28 protein-coding genes are annotated in these 24,370 nt (G+C 68.5%); 24 read left to right on the forward strand and 4 right to left on the reverse strand.

The window, feature by feature from the left end:
• Window positions 1–271 precede the first annotated feature (271 nt).
• Window positions 272–808 carry an O-acetyl-ADP-ribose deacetylase gene (locus tag BC793_RS39680; RefSeq protein ID WP_109601776.1) on the forward strand — a complete coding sequence of 179 codons (537 nt, stop codon included), beginning with the start codon at window positions 272–274 and terminating at the stop codon, window positions 806–808.
• 254 nt (window positions 809–1,062) lie between these two features.
• Here the strand turns inward: BC793_RS39680 and BC793_RS39685 are convergent, their stop codons facing one another.
• The 3 genes from BC793_RS39685 to BC793_RS39695 form a co-directional block, all read right to left on the reverse strand.
• Window positions 1,063–2,076: a LacI family DNA-binding transcriptional regulator gene (locus tag BC793_RS39685; protein WP_109601777.1), complete on the reverse strand. Its 1,014-nt coding sequence runs from the start codon at window positions 2,074–2,076 to the stop codon at window positions 1,063–1,065.
• A 39-nt stretch (window positions 2,077–2,115) separates the two neighbouring features.
• The gene (locus BC793_RS39690; protein WP_109601778.1) at window positions 2,116–3,501 is read right to left on the reverse strand and encodes a GH1 family beta-glucosidase; all 1,386 of its coding nucleotides are present in this window, start codon (window positions 3,499–3,501) and stop codon (window positions 2,116–2,118) included.
• Between the two features lie 85 nt (window positions 3,502–3,586).
• Window positions 3,587–4,345, reverse strand: coding sequence for a maleylpyruvate isomerase family mycothiol-dependent enzyme (locus BC793_RS39695; protein ID WP_109601779.1), 759 nt, complete (start codon window positions 4,343–4,345; stop codon window positions 3,587–3,589).
• A 66-nt stretch (window positions 4,346–4,411) separates the two neighbouring features.
• Here BC793_RS39695 and BC793_RS39700 point away from each other — a divergent pair, with 66 nt between their 5' ends.
• A complete protein-coding gene (locus BC793_RS39700) occupies window positions 4,412–5,452 on the forward strand; it encodes a UDP-N-acetylmuramate dehydrogenase (protein ID WP_109601780.1) in 1,041 nt (346 codons plus the stop codon).
• 15 nt (window positions 5,453–5,467) lie between these two features.
• On the opposite strand, the gene BC793_RS39705 is transcribed toward BC793_RS39700, so the two are convergent.
• A complete protein-coding gene (locus tag BC793_RS39705; RefSeq protein ID WP_239170573.1) occupies window positions 5,468–6,130 on the reverse strand; it encodes a CAP domain-containing protein in 663 nt (220 codons plus the stop codon).
• A 262-nt stretch (window positions 6,131–6,392) separates the two neighbouring features.
• On the opposite strand from BC793_RS39705, the gene BC793_RS39710 reads away from it, so the two are divergent.
• The 22 genes from BC793_RS39710 to BC793_RS39815 all read left to right on the forward strand — a co-directional run bounded on the left by BC793_RS39710 (window position 6,393) and on the right by BC793_RS39815 (window position 24,254).
• Window positions 6,393–7,091 carry a response regulator transcription factor gene (locus BC793_RS39710; protein WP_109601781.1) on the forward strand — a complete coding sequence of 233 codons (699 nt, stop codon included), beginning with the start codon at window positions 6,393–6,395 and terminating at the stop codon, window positions 7,089–7,091.
• Window positions 7,092–7,176: 85 nt separating this feature from the next.
• Complete coding sequence (locus BC793_RS39715) at window positions 7,177–9,531, forward strand: chemotaxis protein CheA (RefSeq protein WP_109601782.1); 2,355 nt, start codon at window positions 7,177–7,179, stop codon at window positions 9,529–9,531.
• 1 nt (window position 9,532) lies between these two features.
• A complete protein-coding gene (locus BC793_RS39720; RefSeq protein ID WP_109601783.1) occupies window positions 9,533–9,970 on the forward strand; it encodes a chemotaxis protein CheW in 438 nt (145 codons plus the stop codon).
• Window positions 9,970–10,842: a hypothetical protein gene (locus tag BC793_RS39725; RefSeq protein ID WP_109601784.1), complete on the forward strand. Its 873-nt coding sequence runs from the start codon at window positions 9,970–9,972 to the stop codon at window positions 10,840–10,842. The genes BC793_RS39720 and BC793_RS39725 overlap by 1 nt, the downstream gene beginning before the upstream one ends.
• A gap of 13 nt (window positions 10,843–10,855) precedes the next feature.
• Window positions 10,856–12,016, forward strand: coding sequence for a protein-glutamate methylesterase/protein-glutamine glutaminase (locus tag BC793_RS39730; protein WP_109601785.1), 1,161 nt, complete (start codon window positions 10,856–10,858; stop codon window positions 12,014–12,016).
• On the forward strand, window positions 12,013–12,858 hold the full coding sequence (locus BC793_RS39735) for a CheR family methyltransferase (protein WP_109601786.1): 846 nt from the start codon (window positions 12,013–12,015) through the stop codon (window positions 12,856–12,858). The genes BC793_RS39730 and BC793_RS39735 overlap by 4 nt, the downstream gene beginning before the upstream one ends.
• A gap of 5 nt (window positions 12,859–12,863) precedes the next feature.
• Window positions 12,864–13,250, forward strand: coding sequence for a response regulator (locus tag BC793_RS39740; protein WP_173476755.1), 387 nt, complete (start codon window positions 12,864–12,866; stop codon window positions 13,248–13,250).
• Window positions 13,247–13,732, forward strand: a complete 486-nt coding sequence (locus BC793_RS39745; RefSeq protein ID WP_109601787.1) for a chemotaxis protein CheX — start codon at window positions 13,247–13,249, stop codon at window positions 13,730–13,732. The genes BC793_RS39740 and BC793_RS39745 overlap by 4 nt, the downstream gene beginning before the upstream one ends.
• A complete protein-coding gene (locus BC793_RS39750) occupies window positions 13,729–14,091 on the forward strand; it encodes a response regulator (RefSeq protein WP_109601788.1) in 363 nt (120 codons plus the stop codon). The genes BC793_RS39745 and BC793_RS39750 overlap by 4 nt, the downstream gene beginning before the upstream one ends.
• A 7-nt stretch (window positions 14,092–14,098) precedes the next feature.
• Entirely contained in the window at window positions 14,099–14,587 is a 489-nt protein-coding gene (locus BC793_RS39755; protein WP_109601789.1) for a hypothetical protein, read from the forward strand.
• A gap of 144 nt (window positions 14,588–14,731) precedes the next feature.
• Window positions 14,732–15,160 (forward strand): flagellar hook assembly protein FlgD, encoded by a 429-nt coding sequence (locus tag BC793_RS39760; RefSeq protein WP_109601790.1) that lies wholly within the window; start codon window positions 14,732–14,734, stop codon window positions 15,158–15,160.
• Window positions 15,161–15,237: 77 nt separating this feature from the next.
• Window positions 15,238–16,572: a flagellar hook protein FlgE gene (locus BC793_RS39765; RefSeq protein ID WP_109601791.1), complete on the forward strand. Its 1,335-nt coding sequence runs from the start codon at window positions 15,238–15,240 to the stop codon at window positions 16,570–16,572.
• Window positions 16,573–16,769: 197 nt separating this feature from the next.
• Window positions 16,770–17,051, forward strand: coding sequence for a flagellar FlbD family protein (locus BC793_RS39770; protein ID WP_109601792.1), 282 nt, complete (start codon window positions 16,770–16,772; stop codon window positions 17,049–17,051).
• Window positions 17,051–17,842, forward strand: coding sequence for a motility protein A (locus tag BC793_RS39775; protein ID WP_109601793.1), 792 nt, complete (start codon window positions 17,051–17,053; stop codon window positions 17,840–17,842). The genes BC793_RS39770 and BC793_RS39775 overlap by 1 nt, the downstream gene beginning before the upstream one ends.
• A gap of 5 nt (window positions 17,843–17,847) precedes the next feature.
• A complete protein-coding gene (locus BC793_RS39780) occupies window positions 17,848–18,879 on the forward strand; it encodes a flagellar motor protein MotB (RefSeq protein ID WP_109601794.1) in 1,032 nt (343 codons plus the stop codon).
• Between the two features lie 16 nt (window positions 18,880–18,895).
• Window positions 18,896–19,348, forward strand: a complete 453-nt coding sequence (locus tag BC793_RS39785; RefSeq protein ID WP_109601795.1) for a flagellar basal body-associated FliL family protein — start codon at window positions 18,896–18,898, stop codon at window positions 19,346–19,348.
• 139 nt (window positions 19,349–19,487) lie between these two features.
• Window positions 19,488–20,408: a flagellar motor switch protein FliM gene (locus tag BC793_RS39790; protein WP_109601796.1), complete on the forward strand. Its 921-nt coding sequence runs from the start codon at window positions 19,488–19,490 to the stop codon at window positions 20,406–20,408.
• Window positions 20,405–21,157, forward strand: a complete 753-nt coding sequence (fliN, locus tag BC793_RS39795) for a flagellar motor switch protein FliN (RefSeq protein ID WP_109601797.1) — start codon at window positions 20,405–20,407, stop codon at window positions 21,155–21,157. The genes BC793_RS39790 and fliN overlap by 4 nt, the downstream gene beginning before the upstream one ends.
• Before the next feature lie 5 nt (window positions 21,158–21,162).
• On the forward strand, window positions 21,163–21,585 hold the full coding sequence (locus tag BC793_RS39800) for a flagellar biosynthetic protein FliO (protein WP_109601798.1): 423 nt from the start codon (window positions 21,163–21,165) through the stop codon (window positions 21,583–21,585).
• Window position 21,586: 1 nt separating this feature from the next.
• Window positions 21,587–22,345: a flagellar type III secretion system pore protein FliP gene (gene fliP / locus BC793_RS39805; RefSeq protein WP_109601799.1), complete on the forward strand. Its 759-nt coding sequence runs from the start codon at window positions 21,587–21,589 to the stop codon at window positions 22,343–22,345.
• A 4-nt stretch (window positions 22,346–22,349) separates the two neighbouring features.
• Window positions 22,350–23,114 (forward strand): flagellar biosynthetic protein FliR, encoded by a 765-nt coding sequence (locus BC793_RS39810; protein WP_109601800.1) that lies wholly within the window; start codon window positions 22,350–22,352, stop codon window positions 23,112–23,114.
• Between the two features lie 48 nt (window positions 23,115–23,162).
• The gene (locus BC793_RS39815) at window positions 23,163–24,254 is read left to right on the forward strand and encodes an EscU/YscU/HrcU family type III secretion system export apparatus switch protein (protein WP_109601801.1); all 1,092 of its coding nucleotides are present in this window, start codon (window positions 23,163–23,165) and stop codon (window positions 24,252–24,254) included.
• The last annotated feature ends 116 nt before the right edge of the window (window positions 24,255–24,370 follow it).

Here is a 24,370-nt window from a genome sequence, read left to right on the forward strand (position 1 = left end):
CGAAACCATTATCTACTGGGCGGCAATCCTTCAGATGACCCGCCGCCACGCCCGTACCACAACCACCGCTATATAGATCAGAAACAGGCTCTATAGCAGCGACGAGCATCCACGATTCCCGATCGTGTGCGCCTGACGTCTCTTGCCGGTGCAGCCGCCCGGTTCGATCCGCGGGGACAGTAGGCGGCGCCCTTGACCGCGGGACCGGTCCTCCGCTGGGGCGACAGTGCGGCGGCCGGCCGGAGCCGGCGGTGCGGATACGGTTCTACGGGTGGACATCGAACTGATCGATGGCGACATCACGGTTCAGCGGGTCGACGTGATCGTCAACGCGGCCAACTCGTCGCTGCTCGGTGGCGGTGGTGTGGACGGGGCGATCCATCGGAAAGGTGGCCCCGAGATCCTGGCGGAGACCCGGATGCTGCGTGCCTCGAAGTACGGGCGGGGCTTGCCGACCGGACAGGCCGTCGCGACCACTGCCGGCCGACTTCCCGCGACGTGGGTGGTGCACACCGTCGGACCGGTCTTCAGCGCCGAGGAGGACCGGTCGGAACTGCTGCGGGCCTGCTACGCCAACTCGCTGCGCGTCGCCGACGAGCTCGGTGCCGGGTCGATCGCGTTCCCGCTGATCTCGGCCGGCATCTACCGGTGGCCGGTCGAGGACGCGGTTCGGCAGGCGCTCACCGTGCTCCGCGCGGCCCGGCCTGAGCATCTGCGGACGGCGACGCTCGTCCTGTTCGGCGCCGACACGGCCGCGATCGCTCACGGTGTGGCCGGTGACCAGCGGCACCAGCCGGACAGCCGCTGAGAGCCCGGCCCGCGCGAGCCGGACACCCAGCGAGCTGAGCGTATCGCGAGGTAGACGCGCTGCTAGGTGGGCGAGCTAGGCGCATCCCGAAGGCGGGCGCGTTGCGGGCTGGATGCACCGCGGACTGGATGCACCGCGAGCCGGATGCACCGGGCGCTGGTCGCACCGCTAGTTGGACGCCAGGCGAAGTGGGTGCGCTGTGAGGTGGATGCGCTGTGAGGTGGGCGCTGCGCGTGGGGGGCGGCCGGAAGGGGTCAGGCGGAGGCTCGGGTGATCAGCTCGGTGGGCAGGATGATCGCCGGATCGATGTCGGGGTCGCCGGCGATCAGGCGCAGCATCTGGCGGGCCATCACCCGGCCGGCCTCGGCGATCGGCTGGCGGACCGTGGTGAGCGGCGGGTCGCTGTACCGGCTGATCTCGAAGTCGTCGAAGCCGATCACCGCGACGTCGTCCGGTACGCGGCGACCGGCGTCACGCAGCGCCTGGAGAGCGCCGTGGGCCATCAGGTCGGAGGCGGCGAAGACCGCGTCGAGGTCGGGGTCCTGGGCGAGGAGGGCGCGCATCGCGGTGACCCCGGATTCGCGGGTGAAGTCGCCGGCCGCCACCAGGGACGGCAGGCCGGCCCGGCGGAGGGTCTCGTGGTATCCGGTGAGGCGTTCGAGGCCGGCCACCATGTCCTGCGGCCCGGCTATCGTCGCGATCCGCCGGCGTCCGGACGTGATCAGGAGGTCGAGGGCCGCGGCGACTCCGCCGGCGTGGTCGACGTCCACGTAGGGGACCGGCGGGTCGGCGAGCATCGGGCGGCCGCTGCAGATCACCGGGATGCCGCGGCGGGCCAGCAGGCCGGGTAGCGGGTCGGCGCCGTGGATGGAGGCGAACATGACGCCGTCGACGTGGCCGGCGACGGCGTAGCGCTCGACCCGGTGGTATCCGGCGGCCGAGCCGGCCATCATCAGCACCAGCTGCTTGTCGGCGGCCTCCAACTCGGAGCCGACACCGCGGATGATGGCCGGGAAGAACAGGTCGTCGGAGAAGACCCGGTTCGCGGTCTCCGGCAGGATCAGTGCGATCGAGTCGGTCTGCCGGGTGACGAGGCTCCGGGCCGCCTGGTTCGGCACGTAACCGAGCTCCTCGACGGCCCGGTTGACGGCCTCACGGATGGTGGCCGCGACGGTGGTGGATCCGTTGACGACGCGGGACACCGTCGCCCGGGACACCCCGGCTCGACGGGCGACCGCTTCCAGAGTCGGCCGTTCCCGCGTCGTCACAACCCGCTCCCGTCGTCGATGGTCCGGCGATCGCGGGGATCACTCCAGGCCGTTACGCCGGATCACCTCGCGGTACCACTTCGCGCTGTCCTTGAGCACACGCTGCTGCGTCGTGTAGTCGACGTGCACGATACCGAAGCGCTTCGCGTACCCCTCGGCCCATTCGAAGTTGTCCATCAATGACCAGGCGAAGTAGCCGCGGAGGTCGACGCCGGCGGCCAGGGCGTCGTGGCAGGCGCGCAGGTGGGCGTCGACGTACTCGATACGCAGCGGGTCGTGGACGCCCTCGGGGTAGGCCGCGCCGTTCTCGGTGATCATCAGCGGGGTGCCCGGGTAGTCCCGGTGGATGCGGGTGAGCAGTCGGGTCAGCGACGCCGGCTCGATCTGCCAGCCCATGTCGGTGACCGGGCCGACCGGCTTGCGGAAGGCGATGCCCTCGCTGCCCGGGTAGTCGAGGGCGGCAGGCTGGCCGGGCTTCGCCGACACGTACGACGGGGTGTAGAAGTTGATGCCCAGCACGTCGATCGGCGCGTTGATGATCGTCTCGTCGCCGTCCTTGATGAAGGACAGGTCGGTGATCCGCGAGACGTGTTCGAGCACGTCGGCCGGGTAGTGGCCGCGCAGCAGCGGGTCGAGGAAGATCCGGTTGGCGACGCCGTCGATGACGCGGGCGGCCTCGACGTCGGCCGGGTTCGTCGGGTCGAGCGGGGAGACCTCACACGGGTTGAGCGTGATGCTGATGCTCTGCGCGCCGGCCGAGCGCAGCGCCCGGGCGGCCAGGCCGTGGGCCAGGTTGAGGTGGTGGACGGCGGCCAGCGAGCCGGCCGGGTCCTGACGGCCGGGGGCGTGGATGCCGTTGCCGTAACCGAGGTAGGCCGCGCACCACGGTTCGTTCAGCGTGGTCCAGGTGCCGACCCGGTCGCCGAGACGGCCGTAGACGATCTGCGCGTACTCGGCGAAGGCCTCGGCGGTCTCCCGCACGGTCCAGCCGCCGCGGTCCTCCAGCGTCTGCGGGAGGTCCCAGTGGTAGAGCGTGACGACCGGGTCGATGCCCTTGCTGAGCAGCTCGTCGGTGAGCCGGTCGTAGAAGTCGAGGCCGCGGGTGTTGACCGGACCGGTGCCGTCCGGGCGGATGCGCGGCCAGGCGACCGAGAAACGGTAGGCGCCGAGGTTGAGGTCGGCCATCAGGGCGACGTCCTCGGCATACCGGTGGTAGTGATCGCACGCGACGTCACCGGTGTGGCCCGCGTGGACCTTTCCCGGCGTACGGCTGAAGGTGTCCCAGATGGACGGGCCGCGACCGTCCTCCCTGACAGCGCCCTCGATCTGGTACGAGGCCGTGGCCGTCCCCCAGACGAAGCCTTCGGGGAAGGTGATCCCCGTCGGGGCCGGCTGCGCCGACGTGGACGTGACGGTTGCCGTCATGTCATCTGCTCCTGATGATCCGCCGAACTTAACCGGTTCATCTTACGGCCTGAGAGCGCTCCAACAAGGGTACGGCGGTCAAAGTTCAGCCGGTACGCAGCGCCTGGAAGAGGCGAGGGTCCCCACTGAGCGCCAATTGGTCCGCTCGTTTGCGGCCCATCAGGGCCAATTGCAGGTCGCTCACGCTGCCGGTCGCCTTGGCCCGCGCGTGATGATCGTCGCTGTCCAGAATCGTGCCGGTGTCCAGCAGGGCGATCCCCGCGCCACGAAGCCGGATGAACCACTCCTGCCCGGCGTCCGTGCCGACCAGGTGCACGACGCCGTGCAGATCGGTCGGCCCCTGGCGCCGGCCGGCCGGCAGCCACGTGTCCAGGATCTCGCCGACGCCGTCGGTCGCGAGTTTCGTCTCGATCGGCGTGGCCCGGCCCGCGGCCGACTCCGCGTCCCACCGGTGCACCGAGATCTCGTGTGCCATCCGGCGGTCCCAGAAGCCGGCCCGTTTCGGCTGGGGTGCCCAGTTCCACGCCGGGAAGTCCTGATCGAGCGCCTCCAGCGTCTCGATCGTGCCGGTCAGTTCGCGCCGCAACAGGTCGAGCGTCTCCGGCCAGTCACTGCGGGGCAGGGTCGGTGCGCTCTCCGGGACGGAGGTGACCCCGCGCGCCACCGTGCCGCGCACCCAGTGCAGCACCTCGGTGACATGGTGGGCGAGGTCGGCCACGGTCCAGTCCGGGCAGCCGGGAACCGCCGGCTCCGGGCCCATCTCGGCGACGGCGTCCCAGAGTGCCGGCCCATCGGCGCGCAGCGCCCCGAGCCAGAAATCCTTCGTCGCGTGCAACCTGTTCATCGCAGTCTCCCCGCTCGCCTGACCGCCGGTGAACCTTCCCCTCGGGCGGACCTTAGGGTTGGCGTCGTGACTGATACCCCTTCGGCCCCGGAGAGATTCCTGTCGGCGTACACGACGCTACGCCTCGGCGGGCCCGCAGGCACAGTGACCACCGCGGTCCATACGGACGAGGCGGTCGGTGCGGTGCGCTCGGCCGCGGCGGCCGGTCGCCGGCTGCTGGTCCTCGCCGGGGGCAGCAACGTGGTGATCGGCGACGACGGCTTCGACGGTGAGGTGCTGCTGCTGCGTACCCGGGGCGTCGAGGTCACCGGTGAGGACGCCGCCGGCGTCCTGGTGCGGGTCGCCGCGGGCGAGCCCTGGGACGATTTCGTGGCGTACGCGGTGACGAACGGCCTGTCCGGTGTCGAATGCCTGTCCGGCATCCCGGGCGCCGCCGGGTCCACCCCGATCCAGAACGTCGGGGCGTACGGCCAGGAGGTGGCGCACACCATCGAGGCGGTGCACGCGTACGACCGGGTGGCCGACGAGATCCGGGTGATGACCCCGCAGGAGTGCCGCTTCGGGTACCGGACCAGCGTCTTCAAGCACGACGACCGTTTCCTGGTCACCGCGGTCGACTTCCGGCTGGCCCGGTCGGGCGAGTCGGCCCCGATCCGGTATGCGGAGCTGGCCCGCTCGCTCGGTGCCGGGGCCGGCGACCGGGTGCCGCTGCGCCAGGCCCGGGACACCGTGCTCAAGCTGCGCGCGGGGAAGGGCATGGTGCTCGACCCGGAGGACCGCGACACCTGGTCGGTCGGCTCGTTCTTCACCAACCCGGTGGTTCCGTCCGCCGTGCTGGAAAGCCTCGGCGAGGTGCCGAACTGGCCGGGCGCCGACGGGACGGTCAAGCTCCCGGCGGCCTGGCTGATCGAGCACGCCGGTTTCCCGAAGGGTTTCGCCGGTGACGGGGTGGCCATCTCCGGCAAGCACACCCTCGCGCTCACCAACCGGGGGGCGGGCACCACGACAGCGCTGCTGGATCTGGCCCGGACCATCCGTGACGGGGTCCGGGCCAGGTTCGGCGTCGAGTTGCACCCGGAGCCGGTGCTGATCAACTGCGCGCTCTGACCGGGTTCCGGTGGCTCACACCCACCCGAACACCTGCGTGTAATAAGGAGTGCCGTCGGCGGAGTAGGCCACTCCGGCGCCGAACGACCTGGCCTTGCAGTTGAGGATGTTGCGGCGGTGCCCGGGGCTGGCCATCCAGGCCTTCACCACCTCGGGCGCGGTGCGGTAACCCCAGGCGATGTTCTCCCCGGCCGGCTGCCGGTAACCGGACTCGGTACTGCGGTCGACGAAGGTCGAGCCGTCCCGCCAGACGTGGCTGAACAGCCTGGTCCGGGCCATGTAGTTGCTCTGCCGCAACGACGCGGTGACCAGGTGGCCGTCGACCGCCAGCGCGGGACAGCCGGCCTCCCGGCGTTCCTCGTTGGTCAGCCGGACGACCTGCACCATGACGGCGCGGGCCCGTACCTGGACCGGGTTGAGAGAAGGCTTGGGCCGGGTGGCGGGCGGTGCGGCCGGAGCCGCGGCGGCCCGGGGTGCTCCCGGGATGACGGGTGCCGTGGCGGCCGGTGGTGACGGGGTTCCCTGGGGGCGCGGCGGCACGACCGGTCCCTGGGCCAGGGCCGGTGCGGAGAGTGCGAACAGCGCGGGCGCCGCCGCGAGCGCGGCGACACGTCGTACCACCAGGTCGAACACGGGTGCCTCCCGGATCGCATTGACCGGGCGCGGATCGCCCGTCACGGCTATCGCACCCCGTACCTCGCGGCGTGTCACATCTTTCTCGGAAAGGGCGATAAGCCGTAGAAGAAATGTCAGGCTGTAGGGATGTCCCGCTCGGGCCGGTGGGTCGCTCGGCGTTCGGCCCGTCTCAGCGGATCCTCGCGGACCGGCTCGGACCCCGTCACCCGACGCTAGACTGTCACTGTCCGTAAATAGGCGATGACATCACGCTATATGGTGGTTTTGCGCCGCCAGTGCGGGTTAGGGACAGGGTGAGCACACGATGAGTCGCCTACTCGTGGTCGAGGACGACCCGGACATCGCACTCGCTCTCCGGTTGTTGTTCAGCCGGGCCGGTTACGAGGTGGCGCACGCCGCCGACGGCCGCTCCGGGCTGAAAGAGGCCTACGCCGAACACCCCGATCTGGTGGTGCTGGACGTCGGCCTGCCGGAGATGGACGGCTGGCAGGTGCTGGAGCGGCTGCGGGACGTCTCGGATGTGCCGGTGCTCGTCCTCACCGCACACGGCCAGGAGGCGGAGAAGGTGCGCGGCCTACGGGGCGGCGCCGACGACTACCTGACCAAGCCGTTCGCCAACAACGAATTGCTGGCCCGGGTGGAGGCCCTGCTGCGGCGCTCCTCCTCCGGACAGAACAGCTGGGCCAGCCAGGTCTACGACGACGGCCTGGTGCACCTCGACCCGACCAAGCGCCGGGTCTATGTCAAGGGTGAGGAGAAGCGCCTCACTCCGACCGAGTTCCGCCTGCTCAACGCGTTGGTGCGGCATGCCGGCGCGGTTCTCTCGCCGAACCAGCTGCTTACCCAGGCCTGGGACGACCCGACCGGCATCGGTCAGGAGCGGGTCAAGTTCGCGGTGCTGCGGCTGCGGCGCAAGCTCGGCTGGTCCGACCCCGAGGAGTCACCGATCGAATCGGTGCGCGGGTTCGGCTATCGCTACCGCCGCCCGGGCGGGGAGTCCTGATCATTCCGGCGTACCGGGCGATCTTCTCAGTTGGTGCCCCGAGGGGTCGATGAGGGCAGTGAAGCCGAGCAGGAGGTAGCAAGTCGTGGAAGACCTTGGCGAGATCGTTGGCGAATTCCTCATGGAGAGCCATGAGAACCTGGACCAGATCGACCGGGACCTCGTCAGCCTCGAACAGGAGCCGGGCTCCCGTGACCTGATCTCCCGCATCTTCCGGGCGATCCACACGATCAAGGGGACCAGCGGATTCCTGGCGTTCTCCCGTCTGGAGAAGTTGGCGCACGCGGGAGAGTCACTGCTCTCCCGGCTGCGCGACGGCGTCCAGCCGGTCACCCCGGAGACCATCACCGTTCTGTTGCTCTGCATCGACGGCGTGCGGTCGATCCTCGCCTCGATCGAGGAGAACGGGTCCGAGGCCGAGGTCGACATCGAGAGCATGATCGTCCGGATCAAGGCGCAGATGGATGCGCCGACGGATGCCGCAGCGGCGGCTCCGGCCGCCGCCGAGGCCGCCCCGGCCGCCGGGGCGGAGGCCCCGGCGAGTGTCGAGCAGGAGGCTCCGGCCGCCCGCCCGGCCCCCGAGCCGGTCTCGGACCAGCGCCAGCCGCTCGGTCAGATGCTCGTCGACGCCGGCGCGGCGCAGCCCTCCGACGTCGCATCGGCCCTCCAGCAGCAGATCGAGGGTGACGAGCGCAAGCTCGGCACGATCCTGCTCGAAGAGGGCAAGGCGGCGCCGACCGCGGTCAACGAGGCGCTCCAGTCACAGGCCCCGAAGCGCAGCATCGCCGACAGTGCGATCCGGGTCGACGTCGACCTGCTCGACACCCTGATGAACATGGTCGGTGAGCTGGTCCTGGCCCGGAATCAGCTGGTCCGGGGCGTGATGGAGATCGGCGACTCCGGTCTGGTCCGTAGCGCCCAGCGGCTCGGCATGATCACCAGTGAGCTGCAAGAGGGCATCATGAAGACCCGGATGCAGCCCATCGAGCACATCTGGTCGAAGCTTCCCCGCGTCGTCCGGGACCTGAGCAACTCGCTCGGCAAGCAGGTCGCGCTCGTGATGGAGGGCAAGGAGACCGAACTCGACCGGAGCCTCCTGGAGGCGGTCAAGGACCCGCTGACCCACCTCGTGCGCAACGCGGTCGACCACGGCATCGAGGAGCCGGAGCGGCGGATCGCCAGCGGCAAGGACCCCGAGGGCACGCTCACGCTCCGGGCGTACCACGAGGGTGGGCACGTCGCGGTCGAGGTCGCCGACAACGGCGCCGGCCTGAACGTCGAGCGGATCGCGCAGAAGGCCGTGGAGAACGGACTGCTCCGCCCGGAGCAGATTCCGAACATGGACAAGCGCGACATCATGGCGATGGTCTTCCAGCCGGGCTTCTCCACGGCCGCGAAGGTCACCAACGTCTCCGGCCGCGGCGTCGGCATGGACGTGGTCAAGACCAACATCGAGAACATCGGCGGCGCGGTCAGCGTCGACTCGACACCCGGCGAGGGTACGGTCTGGCGGCTCACCATCCCGCTGACGCTCGCCATCATCCAGGCCCTCACCGTCGACTGCGCGGATCAGCGCTACGTCGTCCCGCAGGTGGCGGTCCTGGAGCTGGTCTTCATCGACGGCAACACCACCAAGGTGGAGTACGCCTCCGGCGCACCGGTCTACCGGCTGCGCGGCAAGCTGCTCCCGCTGGTCCGCCTGGACCGGGCCCTCGGCCTGGAGGTCGGCGGTGACCAGGGCGTCTACATCATGGTGCTGCAGGCCGACGGCCGGCGGTTCGGTCTGGTCGTCGACCGGGTGCTGAACACCGAAGAGGTCGTCGTCAAGGCCCTCAACACCAGATTCAAGGACATCGGGTTGTACGCCGGAGCCACCATCCTGGGCGACGGCAAGGTGGGCCTGATCCTGGACGTGTCATCGCTGGCCCGTCGCTCGCACCTCGCCGTCGACTCGGAACGCGAGACCGTCGCGGACAAGCGCGGCCAGCAGGGCGGCGGCACCGAGCGTCTGCTCGTGACCGCGGTCGGCGAGCGCCGGGTGGCGATCCCGCTGGACACGGTGACGCGCCTGGAGGAGTTCCCCCGCGACCGGATCGAGCACGCCGGCTCCCGCGAGGTGGTCCAGTACCGAGGTCAGATCCTGCCGCTGGTACGCCTGTCGCACCTGCTCGGGGCGTACGGCGAGGAGCTGGAGGGCGACACCGTGTCGGTGGTCGTCTACAGCGAGGGCGGCAAGAGTGTGGCACTGGTGGTGGACCGGATCGTGGACATCGCCGAGAACTCGACGACCGCACGCCGCGACGCCGAGGAGGACGGCCTGGTCGGCACCGCGGTGATCCAGCAACGTGTCACCGAGCTGCTCGACGTGCGCCGGGCCATCCTCGCCGCCGACCCGAACTTCTACAGCGATTCGATGGACGACATGCTGGTGGAGGCCTGACATGGCGAGTCGTCAGTTCGCCACCTTCGAGGTGGACGGCCAGCTCTTCGGCGTCGAGGTGAACACGGTGCAGGAGGTGCTCTCGTACAACGAGTACACCCCGGTGCCGCTCGCCCCGCCGGCCGTGGGTGGTCTGTTCAACCTGCGCGGTCAGGTCATCGCCGCGGTGGACCTGCGGGTGCAGCTGGGTCTGGCCCGGCAGGCACTGCAGGGGCCGGTCATGAACGTCATCCTGCGTGGTGACGGGGAGCCGGTGTCACTGCTGGTGGACAAGATCGGCGAGGTGGTCGATCTCGACGACGAGACGTTCGAGCCGCCACCGGACACGCTGAGCGGGCCGACGAGGGAACTCGTGGTGGGCACGTTCAAGCTGGACGGGCGGTTGATGCTGGCTCTCGACGTCAATCAGGCCGTCGACACCTACCGCGCCACCAACTGATGTACAGCCTGGTCAGCGCCCCCGTGCTGGGCTTCGACCTGACCCGCCTGGAAGGCGGGCCGGCCGCGGCCGAGGTGATGCTGCGCGCCCTGCGCCTGCAGAGCGGGGACCTGCCGGTGCTCGCCGAACGGCTGCCGGACGAAGACGTCCGCGGGCCGCTCTGGGTCGAGGTGGAGTCCGCCGCGCGGCGGATGCCCACGCTCAAGGGGATGTCCAAGGACGATCCCGCCGGAAACCTCGCCCTGGTCGAACGTGCGCCGATCGGATCGGTGGACGCGTTGCTGACCTGCCTGCGCTACGACGTGATGTCGTGGACGTGGGAAGGCACCGGCCGGGACGCACGGCAGAGCGAGGACGCGGCCGCCGCCACGGCCCTGCTCTGCGACGCCGCGGTCGCCAGCTACCTGCGTGAGGTGCTGGACGAGGAGACCCGCCGCCGGCTCGGCGCCGGGTGGGTCTCGGCGGTACGGAAGCTGCCGTCCGGTCCACCGATCGACCTGGGCCCGCACCACTACACGGTGTCGGCCCTGCTCGACCGGCTGCGCACGTTGCGGCCGGAGGACCGGCTACGGGTCTCCACCTCAGCCGATGACGCCCGGCGCAACACCGCCGGCTGGTCGCCCGCCGTGCACTCGGCGTCGTGGGCGGCGTACCTCTCCGATCGGGTCCGTACCGCCGCCGCCGCACAGATGTTGCTGGTGCAGGCGGTGGATACGGCCGGGATCCCGCTGGCAGATCGTGCCGGAGGGGTCTGGAACATGCTCAGCGGTGCCGTTCAGGCGCTGGTGGTGCGCGATTTGCTGGACACCGCCACGGCTCACCGGCTGCTCGCCCCGGTGGTCGCGGCGCTCGGCCCGGCCTGGCTCGGTTGAAGGGAGTGGTCGAATGATCTCGGTTCTCGTCGTCGACGATTCCGTGGTGGTACGTCGGCTGATCGTCGATGCTCTCGGCGAAGCGCCGGGCATCCAGGTCGTCGGCACCGCCGCGAACGGTCTGCTCGCACAGGCGAAGATCGATCAGCTCAAACCCGACGTGATCACCATGGACATCGAGATGCCGCAGATGGACGGCATCGAGGCGGTCCGTGAGCTGCGCAAGCGGCACAACACCCCGGTGATCATGTTCAGCACCCTGTCGGCGGCGGGCGCGACCGCCACGCTGGAGGCGCTGTCCGCGGGTGCCACCGACTACGTCACCAAGCCGAGCAACGTCGGCTCCGTGCAGGAGTCGATGATGGCGGTGCGCGAGCAGCTCGTACCGAAGATCCAGGCTCTCGGCGGCCGTCGCCGCCCACCGGCCGGACCGCCGAGCCGTGGGCCCGCACCGGCCGGGTTGCGTCCCGCCGGTCCGGCGCCGCTGCGGCCCGGCTCCCCGCCCGGAGCCCCGGGACGTCCGGGCGCGGGCCCGCCCGCTCCGGCGAGGCCCGCGGTCAAGCGCAGTCCCGGCGGGAAGATCGACATCCTGGCGATCGGCTCGTCCACGGGTGGACCGGACGCGCTCACCAAGGTGCTGCTCGGACTGCCCGCCGACCTGCCCGTCCCGATCGTGATCACGCAGCACATGCCGCCGGTGTTCACCAAGATGTTCGCCGAGCGACTGGACCGGAGCACGCCGCTGAAGGTGGTCGAGGCCGGCGAGGGCATGGAACTCACCCCCGGCACGGTCTACATCGCCCCGGGTGACCGGCACCTGGTCTTCCAGCGCCGCGGGACGGCGACGATGACCCAGCTCAACAGCGGGCCGCAGGAGAACTCCTGCCGGCCGGCGGTCGATGTGATGTTCCGGTCGGTGGCCGCGCTGTACGGCGGGTCATGCTTCGCCACGATTCTCACCGGAATGGGACAAGACGGACGAGGTGGTGCGAAAGTGCTGCGAGACACGGGCGCCGAGGTGCTGGCACAGGACGAGGCGACCTCGGTGGTCTGGGGCATGCCCGGCGCCGTGGTCGCCGCCGGACTGGCCGACGAGGTGCTGCCGCTGGACCGGATCGCGGGAGCGCTGCTCAACCGTGTCCGGGTCGGTCGTTCGCCGGCGGTGGCCCGATGACGCTGTCCCAAGCGGAGTTCGCTTTCGTCTCCAACCTGGTCCGCAAGGAGGCGTCGATCGTCCTCGCGCCGGGCAAGGAATACCTGGTCGAGGCCCGGCTCATCCCGGTCGCCCGGGCGGTCGGATCGGCCAATGTCAACGAGTTCATCGGTGACCTCCAGAAACGCCCCAACCCGACGCACCAGCGGAAGATCATCGACGCCCTCACCACCAACGAGACCTCGTTCTTCCGGGACCGTGAACCGTTCGCCGCGCTCACCGACGTCGTCCTTCCCGAGCTGATCAAATCCCGGGCCACCGTGCGCAAGCTGCGTTTCTGGTCCGCGGCCAGCTCCAGCGGGCAGGAGGCGTACAGCCTCGCGATCACCTTGCAGGAGGCGCTGCCGGCCGGATGGACGTACGAGATCCTCGGCACCGACATCTCCACCACGATGGTGGAGCGGGCACAGAAGGCCGAGTACAGCCAGGTCGAGGTGAACCGGGGCCTGGCCGCCACCCAGCTCGTGCAGTACTTCGAGCGGGCCGGCGCGCACTGGCGGATCATTCCGGCGCTGCGCAAGAACGTGTCCTTCAAGCACATGAGCCTGACCGCACCGTTCCCGCCGATGCAGCCCTTCGACGTGATCTTCCTGCGGAACGTCCTCATCTACTTCGACGTCGCCACCAAGCGCCAGGTCCTGCAGAACGCCTCCAAGATCCTGCGCCCGGACGGACTGCTCTTCCTCGGTGCTGCCGAGACCACGATCGGGATCGACGACAACTACGAACGGGTGGCCGCCGGGCGCACCTCTGCCTACCGGTCTCGTACAGCGGCGCCCGCCGGTGCCGCGAGAAGGGGATGACGCCGATGCGTGCCATGGTGATCGACGACTCGCGCGCGATGCGCATGATCCTCAAGCGCATCGTCACGAAGCTCAACTTCGAGGCGGTGGAGGCCGGGGACGGCAAGGAGGCGATGGACCTCCTGGCCGACATGACCGAGGTGCCGGAGCTGGCCCTCATCGACTGGAACATGCCCAACATGAACGGGCTCGAATTCGTCACCAAGGTCCGGGCCGATCCGCGACTGCGGGAGATGACGCTCGTGATGGTCACCACCGAGAGCGAACAGAGCCAGATCGTCCGGGCACTCGCCGCGGGCGCCCACGAATACGTGATCAAGCCCTTCACCGAAGGCGCCATGATCGAGAAGCTGGCCCTGCTGGGCCTCGTCCCGACCGGAGCGAACTCATGAGTGTCGAAGTCGAGGTCGACGAGAGTGACCTCGCCGAGATGGTGGAACAGGTATGGGAGTCGTACCTGGACCCCGAGGGTGTCAGTCCGCTGATCCCCACGTACGACGAAAACCAGCCGTCCGAGGTGCACTCCTCGGTTTCGATCACCGGGTCCTGGTCCGGGCATGTCGTGTACGCGTCCTCCCGAGTCGCCGCCCAGCGCGCCGCGGCCGCCTTCCTCGCCATGGAGCTTGAGGAAGTCAGCGAGGAGGACATGTCCGACACGCTCGGCGAACTGGCCAATATCGTCGGTGGCAACGTCAAGGCGATGTTGCCGCCGGGGGCGCAGTTGTCGCTCCCGCAGGTGGTACTCGCGCCGGAGGCTTCGGCGCGATTCCCGAACACCGAGCGCATCAGCGGCGTGTACGGGATGTGGGAAGGCGAACCGGTGTCCATATCGATGTGGCAGAGCAGCACCGACAACAAGGAGGAGGGTGCATGAAGATCCTCATCGCCGATGACAGCCGGGTGATGCGGCAGATCGTCGTCCGGACCCTGCGACAGGCCGGGTTCGGAGATCACGACCTGGTCGAGGCCGCGGACGGCAAGGAGGCGTTCGACATGGTCACCGCGGAGAAGCCGGACCTGGTGATCTCGGACTGGAACATGCCGCAGATGACCGGCATCGAGGTGCTGCGGGAGCTCCGTGCCGCCGGCAACAATGTCAAGTTCGGCTTCGTGACCTCGGAGAGCACTCCGGAGATGAAGTCAGCCGCCGAAGGCGCCGGCGCGGCGTTCTTCATCGTCAAACCCTTCACCGCTGAGCGATTCGACGAAGTGTTCGCTCCTATTTTGGGATGATTAAGACATGTCAGACGTCTCGGTTCTTCCCGGCTCTCTAGCCGTACGCAACCTTTTCGAGGACCTTCTCGGTCGGGAGGTGACGGTCAGCCCCGGCGACCCGATCGGCGCGCCCGAGGTGCCGCTCACCACCACGGCGATCTTCACCGACAACGGCCAGAAGATCTTCGCGGTGATGGGCATGACGCTCAGCCTCGCCGCCAACGCGGGCGCCGCGCTCGGCCTCCTGCCGGCCGGCGCCGCCGAGGACAGCATCGACGAGAAACAGCTCTTCCCGAACCTGGCGGAGAACGTCTTCGAGCTGTGCAACATCTTCACCAGCCTCCTCAACAAGGAGGGGTCGCCACACGTGAAGCTCCACCAGGTGATCTACCCGAACCAGGAGCTGCCGGCCGACGCGCGCGCCGTGCTGTTGGCCCTGGGCCGGCGCCTCGACCTGTCCGTCGAGGTCAACCGGTACGGCAAGGGCAAGCTCAGCCTGTCCCTCGCGCCCTGACCCAGCGGATCCGCCGAAGGCGTACAAAATTGAAGATCTCTCCCTTGCGGGCCCGCCATCCGGCGGGCCCGCAAATTTGTGTCTAAGCAAATCCGGGGGCGGGCCGAAGCTTAGGTTGAGCCTGCTACGGGACAGGAGAAGTCGATGACCTCACCGATGTCCGGACCCACCGGAGCCGACCCCGCCAAGGCCGTGGCAGCGGCCAAGGCCGCCGAAGCGAAGAGTAAATCGCTCGGCGACAAGGACACCTTCATGAAGCTCCTGGTCGCGCAGTTGAAGTACCAGGACCCCACCAAACCCGCCGACTCGACCGCGTTCCTGGCGCAGACCGCCCAGTTCACGCAGGTCGAGAAGCTGGAAGACATGATCGGCATGCTGCAGTCGCAGCGCATGATCGGCGCCAGCTCCCTGGTCGGCAAAACGGTCACGTACATGGACGACACCGGTGCGATGCAGACCGGCGTGATCACTGCGGCAAAGCTCAACGGAGACAGCGAACCGACGCTCAAGGTCGGGAACACGGATGTGCAGCTGTCCAAGGTCACGGAAGTCACCGACACCAAGACCGCCTGAACTCCCCATCCGACCGCCCCACCCACCGCCCGAAAAGCGGAAGAGGGGCATCGTCTCCGCGTTAGGAACTTCTCTACATGCTGCGTTCTCTCTACTCCGGTATCAGCGGACTCAACGCCCACCAGCGGATGATCGACGTCACGGGTAACAACATCGCGAACGTCAACACCACCGGCTACAAGTCGTCCCAGGTGCAGTTCAACGACACTCTGAGCCAGATGATGGGCGCGGGCGGCTCTCCTCAGGACGGCATGGCCGGCACCAACCCGGCGCAGGTCGGCCTCGGGGTGCGGGTCGCCGGCATCACCGCGAACTTCAGCCAGGGCTCGGCACAGACCACCGGCAAGTCCGGCGACATGATGATCCAGGGCGACGGCTTCTTCATCACCCGCAGCGGCAACGAGAACCTCTACACCCGGGCGGGCTCGTTCTTCTTCGACGCGAACGGCGTGCTCGCCACCTCGACCGGTGAGCCGGTGCAGGGCTGGACCGCGGTGGACGGCAAGGTCAACTCGGCGGCGAAGCCGGGTGACATCCGGATGCCGCTGGGCGCCACGATCCCGCCGGAGCGGACCACGACGATGACGCTCAAGGGCAACCTGAGCAGCGACAACATTCCGGACGTGAACGACCCGGACAACTACGGGATCGAGGGCGTTCCGGCTGACAACCCGGGATACAGCACCACGATCCCGGTGAAGGTCTTCGACGAGCAGGGTGGCACCCAGACGGTCACCGCCCAATTCACCCGGACCGCGGTCAACAACACTGTGGACCCGCCGATCTCGAGCTGGCGTGTGCAGCTGCTGGGCGAGGACGACGGCGACCCCACGACCCCGCTGCCGCCGGTCGGTGACCCGGTCACCCTCCAGTTCCAGAACGGCAAGCCGGTCAAGGACAGCACCGGGGCCGAGGACGACCCGGAGAACGTGCTGAAGAGCATCGTCGTCGGGGCGGCTCCCGCCACGTACACGGTCGACCTGGCCGACGTCACGTCGTACTCCGGCACCACCGATGCGCGGGTGTTCGACACCGACGGCCAGACGGCCGGCGCCCTCACCTCGCTCTCCTACACCGTGTCCGACAGCGGCGAGATCATCGGCGTCTACTCCAACGGTCTCAAGCAGACGCTGGGCCAGGTCGCCATGGCGACCTTCAAGAACGTCAACGGCCTGGAGAAGGTCGGCAACTCGCTGTTCCGGACCACGGTCAACTCCGGGTACGCCCAGGTCGGCGAACCCGGCAGTGCCGGCATGGGTCAGGTCATCTCCGGCGCGCTGGAGATGTCCAACGTCGACCTCGCGCAGGAGTTCACCAACCTGGTCGTCGCCCAGCGCGGCTTCCAGGCGAACAGCCGCATCATCACGACCTCCGACGAGATCCTCCAGGAACTCGTGAGCATGAAGCGTTAATCACCATCGCACCCGGGCGGCCGGGACGGGCACACACGTGCCCGTCCCGGCCGTTCGTGCGATCGGCGACCGGTGAGGGCTTCGCACCCGGATAGCGACCGCCTCGATCTCATCGGCAACCGGGATCAGGCCGAAGTAACAAGCGAAGGCCACGGACGGCCTACACCAGCCAAGGACGACCCAAGGACGGAACTGTCTTGATCCTCGTAACTCGCATCAACGGTGCCGTGTTCGCACTGAACCCGGACCTGGTCGAGCGCGTCGACTGCACGCCCGACACGGTCGTCACCCTGGTGGACGGCACCAAGTACATCATCGCCGAGTCCGTGCCCGAGTTCATCGACTCGGTACGTCACTACCGCGCCTCATTGATCGCCCAGGCCAGCCGCCTCGACTCCGAGCCCACCGCCGTCTTCTCGCCATCGTCCGATGACGGCTCCGACGCCAAGGTGCTCCCGCTGCACCGGAAGGAACGCTGATGGACCTCGCAAGCATTATCGGTGTCGCACTCGGCCTGGCCATCGTCTTCACCGTCCAGATCGTGGAGGGTGGCTCGCCGGCCTCCATCATGCTGTGGCCCTCGATGCTGCTCGTCTTCGGCGGCGGATTCGCCGCCGCCATGGCGGGTGGCGTCATGAAGGACACGAAGGCCTTCGGTGAGCAGCTCAAGAAGGGCTTCACCAAGAAGGTCACGCCGGCCGCCGAGCTGCTCGACAGCGTCGTGAAGCTGGCCGAGCGGGCCCGCCGCGAAGGCCTGCTGGCCCTCGAGGACGCGGTCAAGACCGTCGAGCACCCCTTCCTCAAGCGGGGTCTCCAGCTGGCCATCGACGGCACCGACCCGGACGAGCTGCACGACATCCTGCACGCCGAGGTCGGCGCGAAGAAGAAGGCCGACAAGGCCGGTGTGAAGTTCTTCGAGTCCTGGGGTGGTTACGCCCCGACCATCGGCATCATCGGCACGGTCATGGGTCTGGTGCTCGTCATGGAGAACCTGGACAAGCCCGAGACGCTCGGTCACTCGATCGCCGCGGCCTTCTGCGCCACCCTCTGGGGCGTGCTCAGCGCCAACATGATCCTGCTTCCGATGGGTGCCCGGCTGGCCCGGCTGAGCGCGATCGAGGCCGAGGAGATGGAGCTGGTCATCGACGGTGTCCTGGCCATCCAGGCCGGCTCGAACCCGCGTCTGGTCGCCCAGAAGCTCCGCAGCCTGCTTCCCCCGGACGAGATGAAGAAGGCCGAGATGTCCTCGTCGAACAAGAAGGCGGCCTGATCTAGATGAGTTCTGGCGGCGGGGGCAAGCGGAAGCAGAAGCACGAGGAGCACGAGGAGCACGCCAACCACGAGCGCTGGCTCGTGTCGTACGCCGACATGATGACCCTGCTGTTCGTTCTCTTCGTAGTGCTCTTCTCGATGAGTGACGTGAACCAGAAGAAGTTCGCGCAGTTGGCGCAGGGCCTGTCACAGGGCTTCGGCTCCAAGAGCGCGGCGTTCAGCGGCAACTACGCCCCGCTGGACGGTGCCTCGAACAACGCCCAGGTCGTGCAGATCGACCCGGGTTCCAACCCCGGTGACGGCACCTCGGGCACCGAGGGACTGAACAAGAAGCAGAAGGAAGCGGTCGAGCGGGCCATCAAGGCCGAGGACCGCAAGCAGGCGTCGGCCAACGCGGAGAAAGCCGCCAAGGAGGCCGAGGACCTGAAGGCCATCGAACGGAAGATCGCCGACGCGCTGGCCGCGCAGAAGCTGCTCGGCAGTGCGAAGTTCACGATCGACCAGCGGGGCCTGATCGTCACCATCGTGACCAACGAGGTGGTCTTCGCCGGCAACCGTGCGGAGCTCCAGGACGGCGGCGAGAAGATCCTGAAGGCGATCGCCCCGACACTGGTCGGCCTGCCGAACAACATCGAGGTGGACGGTCACACCAACCAGCTCAAGGCTCGCACCACGTTCTACCCGAGCGGTTGGGAGCTGTCCGCGGCGCGGGCCTCGACCACGGTCCGGTTCTTCACCGACCACGGTCTGCCGAAGAAGCGGCTCAGCGCGGTCGGGTTCTCCGACACCAAGCCGCTGATCGACCCGAAGGACCCGCGCTCGATCTCCATGAACCGCCGGGTGGACGTCGTCGTCCTGACCCAGCTCACCGCTGAGCAGGCTGCGCTGCTGCCCTCCGCGGCCGGCGCGGACGGCAAGCTGCACACCGGCCAGACCACCGCCGAGTACATCGCCGAGCAGAAGGCGTCGGGTGAGACCACGACGCCGAGCACCACCACCGAGCACGCCACCACCCAGACCACCACGCACGACTGAACTGAGGGGAGTTCTGATGGCTGACGAGAAGGAAACGGCCGAGGCGCCGAAGAAGTCCAACAAGATGATGATGATCGTGATCGCCGTGGTGATGGTCGCCCTGGGTGGCGGTGGAGCCGGAGCGTTCTTCATGCTCCGCGGTGACTCGGCCGAGGCCGCCGCGCCGAAGAAGGGCATCGTCACCGCCGCCGAGAGCACCATCACGGTGAACCTGGCCGACGGTCACTACCTGAAGCTGGGCTTCGCCATCCAGCAGACCGAGGAGTCCGGTGACCACGCGATCGACCTGAGCGAGGCGTACCAGCTGGTGATCGACGAGTACACCGGCCGCACGGTCGCCGAGCTCTCCACCGCCGAGGGCCGCGCCAAGATCAAGGCAGAACTGCTGGCCGACCTGATCAAGACCTACACGGTGGACGACGTCAAAGAGGTCATGGACATCTACTACACCTCGTTCGTCACCCAGTAGGACCGACGGCCGGGCGGGTCTCCCCAGGGAGACCCGCCCATCGGCGTGAGAACTGGATGAAAACGCCGCCACGGCTCAGCGGTTCGGTAAGTGAGCCGATGAGGACGACGTGACCACCGCTCAACGATCCCCCGGCAGGATGTCACGTCGCGGCCAAGGCGGAGGCCCGACCGCGTACGACTTCCGGCGCCCCATCAAGCTCTCGCGTGAGCACGTCCGTACGTTGCAGATGGTCTTCGAGTCCTACGCGCGCAGCTGCGGAACCCTGCTGACCACCCGGCTCCGGGCGGTCAGCAACGTCAGTCTCATCTCCATCGAGCAGCTCAACTACGACGAGTACGTCGGCGCGCTCGCCAATCCGACGATCATCGGTGTGGTCACGCTGGACCCGTTGCCCGGCACGGTCCTGCTGGAGATCGCCCAGTCGGCGGTGATGACCGCGATAGATCACATGCTCGGCGGCCCCGGCGGTAGCCAGCCGGAGCGGCCGCTGACCGAGGTGGAGATGCCGCTGCTGCGCGGCCTGATGGAACGGATGCTCGGCGAGCTGCGGTACGGCTTCGAGAGCATGGTGGACATCTCCCCGAAGCTCAAGGAGATCGAGTACAACGCGCAGTTCCTGCGCGCGCACGCGCCCGGTGACGCCGTCGTGGTGGCCTCGTTCGAGACCAAGATCGGCGCGGAGGAGTGCGTCTCCACCATCTGCCTGCCGTTCAACACCATCCTGCCGGTGCTGTCCCGGACCGAGGCGATCGTGCTGAGCGCCGCCGAACGGCAGGAGCGGGACACCTCCCTGCGGAACCTGACCGCCGGACTTTCCGCCGCTCCGATCGACGTAGCAGTGCGATTTCAGCCCATCCGGATGCGTACCGATGACATCGTGGATCTGCGCCCCGGCGACGTGGTCCCGCTCGGGCACGCGACCAGCCGGCCGCTCGAGGTGACCGTCCACGACATCGTCTTCGCCCATGCAGTTCCCGGTAACCAGGGCGCCCGGCTCGCCTGTCTCGTCGTGCCGTCGCCCCACGAGAGCTCGTCCAAGGAGTCTGGCCGCCCATGACAGCGCCCACCATGACCGCGCCTCAGCTGGCGCTAGCCCGGAACGCCGCCGAGGCCGCGCTGGCCGTCCTGCCCACCAGCCGAGCCCTGGTGGCCGGCGACCCGGTCATACCGGACGCCGGGACGGTGATCGAGGGTCAGGCGATCACGGCGCGGTTCACCGGCGCGGCCTCCGGTGAGGTCCTCGTCGTGGTCGGACAGGACCTCGCGGACGCGCTCCGCGAGAGCCCTCTCGGCGAGCTGGACCTCACCGCCGCCGTGCGCCCGGCCCTGGAGGCGGCCGCCCGGGTCTTCGGCCCGGTGGTCCTCGACCCCGGTCAGCTGATGGAGCCGGAGGTCGCGCTGAGCGCCCTGGCCGCCAAGGACGGATCGGTCGCGGTTCCCCTGCGGGACGAGACAGAGGTACGGGCGGTGCTCGCTCTCGCGCTGAGCCAGTGGCCCGGCGACGACCTGGGCGCGGTGAACATCTCGCAGCGGCCGGCGCCGGGCCGGGTGGCGAGCGGGCGGGGCGGCCTCGACATGCTGCACGACGTCGAGATGGAGGTCTCCGCCGAGCTGGGCCGGACCCGGATGAGTGTGCGCGAACTGCTCTCCCTCACCCCCGGCGCGATCGTCGAACTGGACCGGGCCGCGGGCAGCCCGGCCGATCTGCTGGTGAACGGCCGGTTGATCGCCCGCGGCGAGGTCGTCGTGGTGGACGAGAACTTCGGTATCCGGATCACCGAGATCGTCTCGCCGGGCGCGGAGTAACCGTCTTGATCTCGCTCACGCTGCGCGTCATCGTCGCCCTCCTGATCGTCGTGATGCTGATGTGGCTGCTCGCCAAGGCCGTTCGCCGGCCGTACGCGGGTCGTCGTGACGGGACTCTCATGGTGCTCAACCGGCAGCAGCTGAGCCGTGCCTCGGCGGTGGCGGTGGTCCGGGTGGCGGATCGTGCGCTGGTGCTCGGGATCACCGACCAGCAGGTCAGCCTCCTCGGCGAGACCGACATCGAGGCTTTCGAGATCGAGCCCCCGGAGCACCGGGACCACATGGAGGTGGAGCCCGGCGGCCTGGCCGCCACGGTGCCGGGCCGGCACCCGATGAGCCTCGGCGGCCGGCTCGACGGGTCCCTGCTCTCCCCGAAGACGTGGACCGCGACCATCGAGTTCCTGCGCGACCGGACGACGAGGCGATGACATGGTGGGGCGCGCGTTTCCGTTTCTGATCCTGGTGGCGACCCTGGTCATGCTGCCGGCGGCCGCCTCGGCGGCGCCCGCGCCGACACCACCCTCGATCGACATCCAGATCAACGGCACCAACCCGGACGGCAGCCGTCCGGCCGCGTCCCTGGTGATCGTCCTCGGGCTGACGATGCTCTCGGTGGCCCCGGCGCTGCTGCTGCTGTGCACGTCCTTCACCAAGGTGTTCATGGTTCTCGGGATGACCCGCAACGCGCTCGGGCTGACCACCATGCCGCCCAACCAGGTGCTCGCCGGACTCGCCCTGTTCCTGAGCCTGTTCATCATGGGGCCGACCGTGTCGGCGATCAACGAACAGGGCGTGCAGCCCTATCTGAACGGGGACAAGAACCAGTCGCAGGCGTTCGAGGACGGGGTCGAGCCGCTGCGGCAGTTCATGTACGAGGTGACCCGTGAGGACGAACTGGCGCTGCTGATCAAGGTCTCCGGTGCCGAGCGCCCGCCCAACATCGAAGCCGTCCCGCTGACCACGCTGATCCCCGCGTTCGTGCTCTCCGAGCTGCGGGCCGCGTTCATCATCGGGTTCGTCATCTTCATCCCGTTCCTGATCATCGACCTCGTGGTGTCGGCGTCCCTGATGTCGCTGGGCATGATGATGCTGCCACCGGTCACCATCGCGCTGCCGTTCAAACTGTTGCTGTTCGTGCTGGTCAACGGGTGGAGCCTGATCATCACGGCTCTGGTGGGCTCGTACTGAGACGATGAACTTCGACGTTGCCATCGCACAGTTCCTGGCGATCATGCTGGGGGCGGTGCGGACCGGCGCGTGGATGCTGGTGTGCCCGCCGCTGAACTCCCGGCTCATCCCGGGGCAGGTCAAGGCGCTGCTCTCGGTGGGGCTGACCCTGCCGATGGCGCCCTACCTGACCACCACGGTGCCGTCGCTGGAGACCAAGGATCTGATCGCGACCGCCGCGCTGCAGGTCTTCGTCGGCGCGGCGCTCGGCTTCTTCACCGCCCTGCTCTTCGCCGCCGTCCAGGCCGCCGGCGACCTGCTCGACCTCTTCAGCGGGTTCACGCTGGCGGCGGCGTACGACCCGTTCTCGCAGAGCAGCAGCTCGATCTTCGGCCGCTTCTACAATCTGGTGGCGCTGACCCTGCTCTTCGCCGGGGACGGGCACCTCATGATCATGCGCGGGTTCCTGCAGAGCTTTCGTACGCTCCCGCTGGACGCCTCGTTCTCGACGGAGACGTTCAGCCGGCTGCTGCTCCAGGGAACCGGTGAGATGTTCGTGGCCGCGGTGCAGATCGCCGGGCCGCTGATCGCCGTGCTGTTCCTCGCCGACGTGGCGCTGGGCCTGCTGAACCGGGTGGCGCCCGCGCTCAACGCGTTCCAGCTCGGCTTCCCGATCAAGATCTTCCTCGTGGTGACCCTCTCCGGCATCGCCATCGCGATGCTGCCGGGTGCGCTCGACACGCTCGTCGAGAAGGCGGTCACCGCGGTGGTCCGGCTCAGCGGGGGCTGAACCACGCCGAAAAGCGATGGTAGAGCCACGAGCACGGGGAGGTGAGACATGTCCGGTGAGAAGACCGAGGAACCGACTCAACAGAAGCTCAAGAAGGCCAAGCAGGAGGGCCAGATCGGCAAGACCCAGGACCTGGGGGCCTGGGTCGGCATGCTCGCCGCGAGCATCATGCTGCCGCGCACCCTGCGCCAGGCCATGGAGCACGCCCAGGAGCTGATGGAGAAGATCCCGGACACGATCGCCGACCCGGACGCCGGCAAGACGATCGCCATCTTCCGGGAGGCGCTGATGAGCGCCGCCTGGGCGGTCCTGCCGCTGGCGCTGACCATGATGGCGGTTGGCATCGTGGCGGCCGCCGCGCAGGGCGGCATCCGGGTCGCCACCAAGCTGTTCATTCCGAAGTTCAGCCGGCTCAACCCGTTCAGCGGCCTCAAGCGGATGCTCGGCCCGCAGGCACTCTGGGAGGGCTTCAAGGCCCTGATCAAGACGGTCGTGCTGGGACTGGTCCTCTGGTTCACGATGGAGGACATCGTCCCGGTGCTGATGGACGCCGGACGGCTGCCGCTCGTCACGCTGCTCGGCGTGGTCAGCGACGCGTCCATCCAGCTGATCCGGGCCGCGGCGGCGGCCGGCATCGTGATGGCCGCGGCCGACTACTTCGTGGTGCGGCGCCGGACCAAGAAGCAGTTGCGGATGAGCAAGGAGGAGGTCAAGCAGGAGCACAAGAACACCGAGGGCGATCCGCTGATCAAGGCCCAGATCCGGGCCAAGCAGCACGCCATGGCTCGCAACCGGCAGATGGCCGACGTGCCGACCGCGGACGTCGTGGTGGTCAACCCGGTGCACGTGGCGGTGGCCCTGCGGTACGAGCCGGCGAAGGGTGCGCCCCGGGTGGTGGCCAAGGGCAAGGGCCCGCTGGCCGCGAAGATCCGCGAGCTCGCCACCGAGAACCGGATCCCGATGGTGCAGGACGTGCCGCTGGCCCGGGCGCTGGAGAAGGACTGTGAGATCGGTCAGGAGATCCCGGCGGAGTTCTACGGCGCGGTGGCCAAGGTGCTGGCGTTCGTGATGAGCCTGAAGGCACGTGGTGCGGCGGCCGGTCTGCACCGCAACCCGAACCCGACCCCAGCTATGGCATAACCACCGATTCCGGAGATTTCCTCACAACGCGGTGCAAGAGCAGGGAAGATCGAGACGTGGCGGTGCCACAGCGGCCTCAGTGACGGCGACGGAACGCCGAACAGAACAACGCCAGG

The sequence above is a fragment of the Actinoplanes xinjiangensis genome (assembly GCF_003148685.1).
Lineage (GTDB): Bacteria > Actinomycetota > Actinomycetes > Mycobacteriales > Micromonosporaceae > Actinoplanes > Actinoplanes xinjiangensis.

What these genes read in the sequence shown, in the direction of transcription:
- BC793_RS39730 (WP_109601785.1), top strand. Translation starts at nt 10,856, where the DNA reads ATGATCTCGGTTCTCGTCGTCGACGATTCCGTGGTGGTACGTCGGCTG.
- BC793_RS39785 (WP_109601795.1), top strand. Translation starts at nt 18,896, where the DNA reads ATGGCTGACGAGAAGGAAACGGCCGAGGCGCCGAAGAAGTCCAACAAG.
- BC793_RS39745 (WP_109601787.1), top strand. Translation starts at nt 13,247, where the DNA reads ATGAGTGTCGAAGTCGAGGTCGACGAGAGTGACCTCGCCGAGATGGTG.
- BC793_RS39815 (WP_109601801.1), top strand. Translation starts at nt 23,163, where the DNA reads ATGTCCGGTGAGAAGACCGAGGAACCGACTCAACAGAAGCTCAAGAAG.
- BC793_RS39760 (WP_109601790.1), top strand. Translation starts at nt 14,732, where the DNA reads ATGACCTCACCGATGTCCGGACCCACCGGAGCCGACCCCGCCAAGGCC.
- BC793_RS39710 (WP_109601781.1), top strand. Translation starts at nt 6,393, where the DNA reads ATGAGTCGCCTACTCGTGGTCGAGGACGACCCGGACATCGCACTCGCT.
- BC793_RS39735 (WP_109601786.1), top strand. Translation starts at nt 12,013, where the DNA reads ATGACGCTGTCCCAAGCGGAGTTCGCTTTCGTCTCCAACCTGGTCCGC.
- BC793_RS39695 (WP_109601779.1), bottom strand. Translation starts at nt 4,345, where the DNA reads ATGAACAGGTTGCACGCGACGAAGGATTTCTGGCTCGGGGCGCTGCGC.
- BC793_RS39775 (WP_109601793.1), top strand. Translation starts at nt 17,051, where the DNA reads ATGGACCTCGCAAGCATTATCGGTGTCGCACTCGGCCTGGCCATCGTC.
- BC793_RS39720 (WP_109601783.1), top strand. Translation starts at nt 9,533, where the DNA reads ATGGCGAGTCGTCAGTTCGCCACCTTCGAGGTGGACGGCCAGCTCTTC.
- BC793_RS39750 (WP_109601788.1), top strand. Translation starts at nt 13,729, where the DNA reads ATGAAGATCCTCATCGCCGATGACAGCCGGGTGATGCGGCAGATCGTC.
- fliP (WP_109601799.1), top strand. Translation starts at nt 21,587, where the DNA reads ATGGTGGGGCGCGCGTTTCCGTTTCTGATCCTGGTGGCGACCCTGGTC.
- BC793_RS39740 (WP_173476755.1), top strand. Translation starts at nt 12,864, where the DNA reads ATGCGTGCCATGGTGATCGACGACTCGCGCGCGATGCGCATGATCCTC.
- BC793_RS39755 (WP_109601789.1), top strand. Translation starts at nt 14,099, where the DNA reads ATGTCAGACGTCTCGGTTCTTCCCGGCTCTCTAGCCGTACGCAACCTT.
- BC793_RS39765 (WP_109601791.1), top strand. Translation starts at nt 15,238, where the DNA reads ATGCTGCGTTCTCTCTACTCCGGTATCAGCGGACTCAACGCCCACCAG.
- BC793_RS39790 (WP_109601796.1), top strand. Translation starts at nt 19,488, where the DNA reads ATGTCACGTCGCGGCCAAGGCGGAGGCCCGACCGCGTACGACTTCCGG.
- BC793_RS39690 (WP_109601778.1), bottom strand. Translation starts at nt 3,501, where the DNA reads ATGACGGCAACCGTCACGTCCACGTCGGCGCAGCCGGCCCCGACGGGG.
- fliN (WP_109601797.1), top strand. Translation starts at nt 20,405, where the DNA reads ATGACAGCGCCCACCATGACCGCGCCTCAGCTGGCGCTAGCCCGGAAC.
- BC793_RS39725 (WP_109601784.1), top strand. Translation starts at nt 9,970, where the DNA reads ATGTACAGCCTGGTCAGCGCCCCCGTGCTGGGCTTCGACCTGACCCGC.
- BC793_RS39780 (WP_109601794.1), top strand. Translation starts at nt 17,848, where the DNA reads ATGAGTTCTGGCGGCGGGGGCAAGCGGAAGCAGAAGCACGAGGAGCAC.
- BC793_RS39810 (WP_109601800.1), top strand. Translation starts at nt 22,350, where the DNA reads ATGAACTTCGACGTTGCCATCGCACAGTTCCTGGCGATCATGCTGGGG.